Below are 6,618 nucleotides of genomic sequence, written 5' to 3'. Positions count from 1 at the left end.
CCAAGGACCGCTATGTCCGCTCGCTGATCTTCGCCCGCGACGAGCAGCCCTACATGGCCTACTTGTATGGCTCCACGCTTGCCATCGGACGCACCGTGCAGGACGTCGAGGAATGGCCGGACCGCATCCGCAAGGTCACCACCGATCAGGTGAAGGCCGTCGCCGCCCGCTATCTCGTGCCCCACCATTCGACCACCGGCTATCTCTTGCCCAAGACGGAGAATTGATGTGTTGACGAGCCAACATCGCGGCGCCTTTGCACGCGCCTTGCCCTCTCCCCTTGTGGGAGAAGGGAGGGCCGCGCGCCGCGCCGCCCCGCTGGCGAGCCTTCTCCTCGCCATTTTCCTCCTCATCCTGCCGCCGCTCACCGCCCATGCTGCGATGACCATCCAGGAGGTGAAATCTGAAAAGGGCATCAACGCCTGGCTGGTGGAGGACCATACGGCGCCGATCATCGCCATCCACTTCGTCTTCGACGGCGGCAACGCGCAGGATCCGGCCGGCAAGGAGGGGCTCGCCAATCTTATGACCGGCCTGTTCGACGAGGGCGCCGGCGACCTCGACGGCGATGCCTTCCAGGTGAAGCTCGACGATGCCGGCGCGGAGATGAGTTTTGAGGCGCAGCGCGACGGCATTTATGGCTCGATGCGTATGCTTTCCGAACAGCAGGACGCCGCGTTCGATCTGCTCAGGCTCGCGGTCAATAGGCCGCGCTTCGACCAGGCGCCGATCGATCGCATCCACGCCCAGGTGCTGTCCGGCATCGTCGCCCATGAACGCGCCCCCAAGACGATCGCCCAGCACAAATGGCTGCGCGCGATCTACGGCACGCATCCCTATTCGAGGCCGGCCGAAGGTACCAAAGAGAGCCTCGCTGGCATCACACCGGCCGATCTCAGCGCCTTCCACAAGGCCACTTTTGCCCGCGACGGCCTGCATGTGGCCGTGGTCGGCGACATCGATGCGAAGACGCTGAGTGAAAAGCTCGACCAGCTGTTCGGCGATTTGCCTCAGAAGCAGACCCTCGCCCCCGTCGCCGATTTCGCCCCGAAGCTCGGCCAGCAGGTGGAGGTCGATTACGACCTGCCGCAGACGTCGCTGCAGCTGGCCTGGCCTGGCGTCAAGCGCAGCGCGCCGGACTTCTACGCCGCGGTGCTGATGAACGAGATCCTCGGCGGCTCGCCCTTTACCTCCCGGCTGTTCGAGGAGGTGCGTGAAAAGCGCGGCCTCGCCTATGGCGCCTATTCCAGCCTGGTCGACCACCGGCATTCCAACGCGCTCGTCGTCACCACGGCCACGCGCGCCGACAGGGCGGCCGAGACGCTCAGCCTGGTGCGCAAGGTGGTGAAGCAGATGGCGGAAGGGGGGCCGACCGAGGCCGAGCTCGAAGCGGCCAAGAAACATGTGATCGGCGCCTTTGCCATCAATCATCTGGATTCCTCCGGCTCGATTGCAGCTACGCTCGTCGACTTGCAGCTCGACAAGCTCGGCATCGACTACATTCAGCGCCGCGCCGCCCTCATCGATCAGGTGACGCTCGACGAAGTCAAGGCAGCGGCGAAGAAGCTGCTTTCGGCCGAGCCTGCCATTATGGTCGTCGGCCCGCCGCTGGAGGGCAAAGGATGAGCCCAGGACCCCGTTTCCCTTCCTTCTCCCCTTCTCAGTCGAATTTGGGTTTGAGATACGCGTCCGCGGCGCAGGAAGTTTCTTTCCCCGCGCCACCTTCGGCGAGCCGGTGAAATTCCCAACTCTGATTCAATGGCCCAAATGGCCTCGTCTGCCTGGCGCATCACCGATCAATGTGGGTTCCATAGTCCTATTTGGCGCGCTTGGCTGTAATGATCGGGCCGTGCTGACGACGTGACAAGAAGACTGCTCGAACTGCACCCGGAATTTGACAAGTCGTTTGATCGCGTGGCCATTCGAAGTTGCCAGCGTTCCGCCATCCTGCACTTCGCGGCAAACAATCGACCACTGCTCATGCGAGGCTTCGGCATCGGAAGCTTCGGCGAAAAAGAGTTCAATCGGTACGCCCCCAATGATCTGAATAGCGTTTCTCCTCATGGGCACCTCCCGAAAACGGCGACGTCACCCCATCCCAAATTTATCATCAGTGCGAACGGACGGGGGACGCGGGTGTGGGAGCGACCGGCTGTGGACTTTGACCCTCCCCGCCCCCCAGCCAGTATCAATTCCAAAGGAGGAAGATTTTCTGATGGAGGATTTCACGCCTGGCTTATCGCTCAGCTTGCCAGGCTCTCGCGCAACCACGATATCGCCAAGGCCATCGACTACATGCTGCGCCGCTGGCCCGCGTTCGACGGCAGGGTCTGCATCACGAACAATGCGGCGGAACAGGCTCTCCGGTCAGGAACCGAGCGATGTGCTGAATGCGGACGCTGGCGCTAAGGATTGAGCCCGCCCCTTGACGAGACAATGCATTTGCATTACCTATCGAAGCCATGGTCCCAATCTGAACTCGGGAGGCCGACATGGTTGCGCTCGCTCAGGATTTCTCGAAGCTCACCGATCGCTATCAGACGACGGTGCCAAGCGGTGTGCGAAAGCATCTGCAGCTTGGGAAGGGCGACCAAATCCGGTATTGTACCGAACCTAGTGGTCGGGTCTATATTGAGGCGGTGCACGAGGCTGCCGATCCGGCCATCGGCGCATTTCTCGATCTTCTCGAGGCGGATATTCAAGCTCACCCCGAGCGGCTGAAGGCGTTCGACGGGGCGCTTTATGATCGGCTGAAAGCGCTGGTCGGGGATGTCGAGGTTGACCTCGACGCAACATTGTCGGCCGATGACGAATGACGGGACGAGACGCGCCACTAAGGCTCCCCTCGTCGTCAACGGGTGGTCGATCTACGCGCAGCCGGTCTTCCTCGAACAACTCGAATGTCTGATCGAGGAAGTTGAGGCCCGCAAGTTGCGCGATCCCGTGAACTACCGGAAGAAGAACTGCACCAAACGGCTGGCTGCCATCACCAGACTCGTGACCAAGGATATCCCGGCTGACCCGGCGGCGGCGCAATTTCGGCAGGGTGATTCGCTCAGCAGCGGCCGCAAGCACTGGTTCCGGGCGAAGTTTTTTCAGCAGTATCGTCTGTTTTTCCGGTTCGATAGCGCCAGCAAGATCATCGTGCTCGCGTGGGTAAACGACGATGACACCCTGCGTGCCTACGGCAGCAAGACAGATGCTTACGCGACCTTCAAGAGCATGCTGGATAGCGGCAATCCTCCCGACGATTTCAAAGCGCTGTTAAAAACGGCAAAGGCAGCGGCAGAACGGTTTGAGGCGGCAGTCAAAGCGGCAACCGATGGCTAGGCAGGGCTTCAGACCAACTCGAAGCCTACTGCGCGAATCCACCGGCGCCGATGGCGAGTGCGGCAAGAACGGCTAGCTGGCAGGTGAAAGCCTTGGTGGAGGCGACGCTGATCTCCGGGCCGGCAAGGATCGGAAAGACTGCATCGGCCTCTCGAGCGATGGTCGATTCGCGGACATTGACGACGGCGCCAATTTTCAGCCCAAGCTCCTTGCAGCATCTCAGCGATGCCAGCGTATCGGCGGTTTCGCCCGAGCGCGAAATGAAAAGAGCCGCCGACTGCGGCGACAAGGGGATCTCGCGGTAGCGGAATTCGGACGCAACGTCGATTTCGACCGGCAGGCCGCCCGGCGCGCTTTCATTCAGGACCTTCACTCGGCTCGCGCCCGCGCGGCGAAGTCCAGCTGGGCAGCTGCGGACCGGCTGGCGCGAGGTCGAGATCGGCCGTGGTTCTGCCCCGTAAAGGCGCTGCAGACTTGGCTGAAACTGGCACGGATCCCACGGCCCCCTGTTCCGACGAGTGACCGGTGATGGCAAAGCGGTCGGGGCCGAGCGGCTCAATGACCAGGAGGTGGCGCGGCTGATCAAACGCGCGGCGCTCGCTGCCGGCGTGCGCAGCGATCTTTCGGAAGGCGGACGGCCAGAGTTGTTTGCCGGCCATTCGTTGCGTGCCGGCCTCGCCGAGGTCGACGAGCCAAAAGCAGCTCGATCACGCCTCGGCCGAGATGACCCGCAAATATCAGTGCCGGCGCGATCGTTTCCGCATCAATGTCACCCAAATACGGTAGGAAGTGTTATTGGCGCAAATTGTGGACGCCGAGTTCCCTCCACATCCATTCGAAGTTGTAGGTCGCCATGGGATCGGTGGGGTCCGGCTGCCTGGCGGACTGGTTTTCGAGATATTTGAGCCACTCGGCGACCTTCTGGCGACCGGCGGATGATTTCACGGCCTGTCGCGGGGTCTTGTTGCCAAGCATTCCGACAGGCTGATCAAGGGTTTCGCGATATTGGCGGTCCAGGAGCTGGTGGACGAGCTGTTCAGCGATTTCCGGCGGTACATCCGATGAAAGAGCTTCGCCGTCCTTGTCCGGCCTATCGGCCATCATCTGCTCGACCGTGCGGATTTCGGTGAGCGGTGCGCGGACAAGATCACCGAGAGCGTGCCGGATGAGAGCCGTTCCTTTCTCCGCGCGCGCGGCGGAATTGGCCGACAGGTGCAGGAACCGCCCTTTCAGTTCCACATTGCCCAGTACGCGCCGACCGCTATCCATGGTGGTGTCGAAGGAAAGCGCACCGCCCGTTTTCGGTTTCCCTCTGCCCTTCGGCTTGTCCTCAAGCCAGTTCCAGAACTTTGCGTTCTCCTGCGACATTCCCGGAATGGCTTTAACCCGCGAGGCGATATCCTTCTGTGTCACGCCGCTTGTCAGCGGGAACCTGACATCGTGAAACAGGAGATCGTCGCCATCCGAGTTTTGCATCGGCGGCAATTCCATCGCGCGATCAAGCGCATCGAACAACCATGAGAGCGTAAAGATGGAGGCGACCGTCTGCAGGTCTTCGTCCCCGATGACGGGGAGCTTCTTTGCATTCTTTTTCCCGAGTATCTGTTGTAGGCCTTCGAACAGCGCCTCCGAGGCCTGCGGCGTAAAGGGCAAAAGGCCGCCCGCAAAGATCTTCTTGCCCATGACCGGAACGATGCGGGCGGCGACCCTGTCCCATTGTTGCAGGGTCTTCGTTGCCGTTCCCTCGCTGACGGCGATAGGCTCGCCGCCAAGGATCAGATCGCGCGCCATGAGCGATTTGCCCGGCACGATGTCGCTCACCTCGTAAAGGCTTATGATCGATGTCCGCAGCGCCTTCATGTAGGCTTTCGTTTGCGCGTTTTCCTTCCAGCCGCGCCGCTTGAGATACTCGTCGACAATATTGCCGCCCGCAACATCGAAGTTTCGCGTCAGGAAATCCTCGAAGGCGCACCCCCAAAGGGTCATTGCCCAGTCGTCGCCGAGGATTTCGGCGAGGTCCTCGAATTCCATATCACCAGCCTCGAGCACCGGGCCGAAGTGATCGTCGAACACCTCCTCGAAACAACTGCGCCATTCATCGCGGGCGAGGAATTTCATCAGCCCCTTGAGATCATGGCTGGTCGGCATGGGATTTCTCCAGGTTCTTGCGGTGTTCGGCAATGATGTACGGGACGGTCGGCTCGCTGATGCGCAAAGTCTCGCCATTTCCGCCCCGCGCCTGCTGCCTGACAAGACACTTTCGGCAATTTCCAAGCGTTTTTTTCGGGTCGATCTTCCCGCGGCGGCCTCCGATGCGCCTCTGAGCCCGTGCCTGGGATGGGCATCGGCTGCTTCCGCTGAAGCTTCACCAGGATGCGGAGATAGTCGACGCGGGCCTGCTCCCGTTCCTTTCGCTGCTTTGCCAGTTCACGACGCCGGGCGAGTTCGGCACGCTGATGCGCTTCTTCCTCGCGGCGGTCACGTTCGGTCCTGTTGTGAGCCAGAATGACCTTCAGCCCGACGCCGATGCTCTCGAACATGGACTCGACGGTCTGCGTCTTGCCGTCAGCCCAGGTCTTTCGCAGACCTGTGCCCATCCATCGATCGCGAAGACGAGCTGGGCGGAATAGACCGTATCGCATTCAGGCCACGGCGTACGGGAGAGACATATAAAGGCTCCAGTTTCCTCGATCCTGGGCGCGATTGCGCCCCGCCTGTTGCCGCTCATAAAGATCGCGCTCCTTACCCGTCGGGATGTGCGGCTCCGTCAGAAAGACCGTCAGGTCGATCCGCCAGCGATAGATTACGAAGAATCATTTTTAAGATCAGGTACTTAGACTCGATTTACGATAGTTCGCGATAGGTCGCGGAGGATGCCAAATCATTCCCGCTCGATGGCTCTCTTCAGTGTCCGGCTCCGGTCGCGATCCCGCGACGGCGAAGCCAAGCGGCCGCAGCTGGCTAGCGGACTACTCTGCAGCCTCCGCGAAATTTGCCGGCACGTAGTTCAGGATCGATCCGAGCCAGCGCTCGACTTCATCGACCGGCATTCTCTTGCGTGCCGCATAGTCTTCGACCTGGTCACGCTCGACTTTGGCCACACCGAAATAGTAGCTCTCCAGGTGCGACAGGTAGATGCCGGATACCGATGATCCCGGCCACATGGCCATGCTCTCGGTTAAGGACACGCCGGCGTTCTTCTCGGCCTTCAGGAGCCTAAACAGGGTTACCTTCTCGGTGTGGTCGGGCTGGGCCGGATAACCGGGAGCCGGCCGGATGCCCTGATAC

General features: G+C 61.1%; 6 protein-coding genes and 4 pseudogenes. 7 read left to right on the top strand and 3 right to left on the bottom strand.

What is annotated here, in order from left to right; all coding sequences use genetic code 11:
* The 5 genes and pseudogenes from G6N73_RS34195 to G6N73_RS34175 form a co-directional block, all read left to right on the top strand.
* Window positions 1-227: pseudogene (locus tag G6N73_RS34195) on the top strand (insulinase family protein); the annotation flags it as partial.
* A 4-nt stretch (window positions 228-231) separates the two neighbouring features.
* Window positions 232-1,626, top strand: coding sequence for a M16 family metallopeptidase (locus tag G6N73_RS34190; RefSeq protein ID WP_165034318.1), 1,395 nt, complete (start codon window positions 232-234; stop codon window positions 1,624-1,626).
* Between the two features lie 603 nt (window positions 1,627-2,229).
* A pseudogene (locus G6N73_RS34185) lies at window positions 2,230-2,367 on the top strand (IS66 family transposase); the annotation flags it as partial.
* 125 nt (window positions 2,368-2,492) lie between these two features.
* A complete protein-coding gene (locus G6N73_RS34180; protein ID WP_165034315.1) occupies window positions 2,493-2,816 on the top strand; it encodes a type II toxin-antitoxin system PrlF family antitoxin in 324 nt (107 codons plus the stop codon).
* Window positions 2,779-3,330, top strand: coding sequence for a type II toxin-antitoxin system YhaV family toxin (locus G6N73_RS34175; protein WP_425484192.1), 552 nt, complete (start codon window positions 2,779-2,781; stop codon window positions 3,328-3,330). The genes G6N73_RS34180 and G6N73_RS34175 overlap by 38 nt, the downstream gene beginning before the upstream one ends.
* A gap of 40 nt (window positions 3,331-3,370) precedes the next feature.
* On the opposite strand, the pseudogene G6N73_RS34170 reads toward G6N73_RS34175, so the two are convergent.
* Window positions 3,371-3,670, bottom strand: a pseudogene (locus G6N73_RS34170) (SIS domain-containing protein); the annotation flags it as partial.
* Window positions 3,671-3,743: 73 nt separating this feature from the next.
* On the opposite strand from G6N73_RS34170, the pseudogene G6N73_RS37705 reads away from it, so the two are divergent.
* A pseudogene (locus tag G6N73_RS37705) lies at window positions 3,744-4,116 on the top strand (site-specific integrase); the annotation flags it as partial.
* A 6-nt stretch (window positions 4,117-4,122) separates the two neighbouring features.
* Here G6N73_RS37705 and G6N73_RS34160 read toward each other — a convergent pair.
* A complete protein-coding gene (locus tag G6N73_RS34160) occupies window positions 4,123-5,478 on the bottom strand; it encodes a DUF7986 domain-containing protein (protein ID WP_165034314.1) in 1,356 nt (451 codons plus the stop codon).
* 308 nt (window positions 5,479-5,786) lie between these two features.
* Between G6N73_RS34160 and G6N73_RS34155 the strand changes: the two genes are divergently transcribed.
* Window positions 5,787-5,960: a hypothetical protein gene (locus G6N73_RS34155; protein WP_165034313.1), complete on the top strand. Its 174-nt coding sequence runs from the start codon at window positions 5,787-5,789 to the stop codon at window positions 5,958-5,960.
* Window positions 5,961-6,299: 339 nt separating this feature from the next.
* Here the strand turns inward: G6N73_RS34155 and G6N73_RS34150 are convergent.
* The coding region (locus tag G6N73_RS34150) for a vitamin B12 dependent-methionine synthase activation domain-containing protein (protein ID WP_165034312.1) at window positions 6,300-6,618 on the bottom strand (319 nt) is incomplete at its 5' end.

This window comes from Allomesorhizobium camelthorni (assembly GCF_011045125.1).
Taxonomy (GTDB): domain Bacteria; phylum Pseudomonadota; class Alphaproteobacteria; order Rhizobiales; family Rhizobiaceae; genus Allomesorhizobium; species Allomesorhizobium camelthorni.
This window is presented reverse-complemented; position numbering and strand designations above follow the sequence as displayed.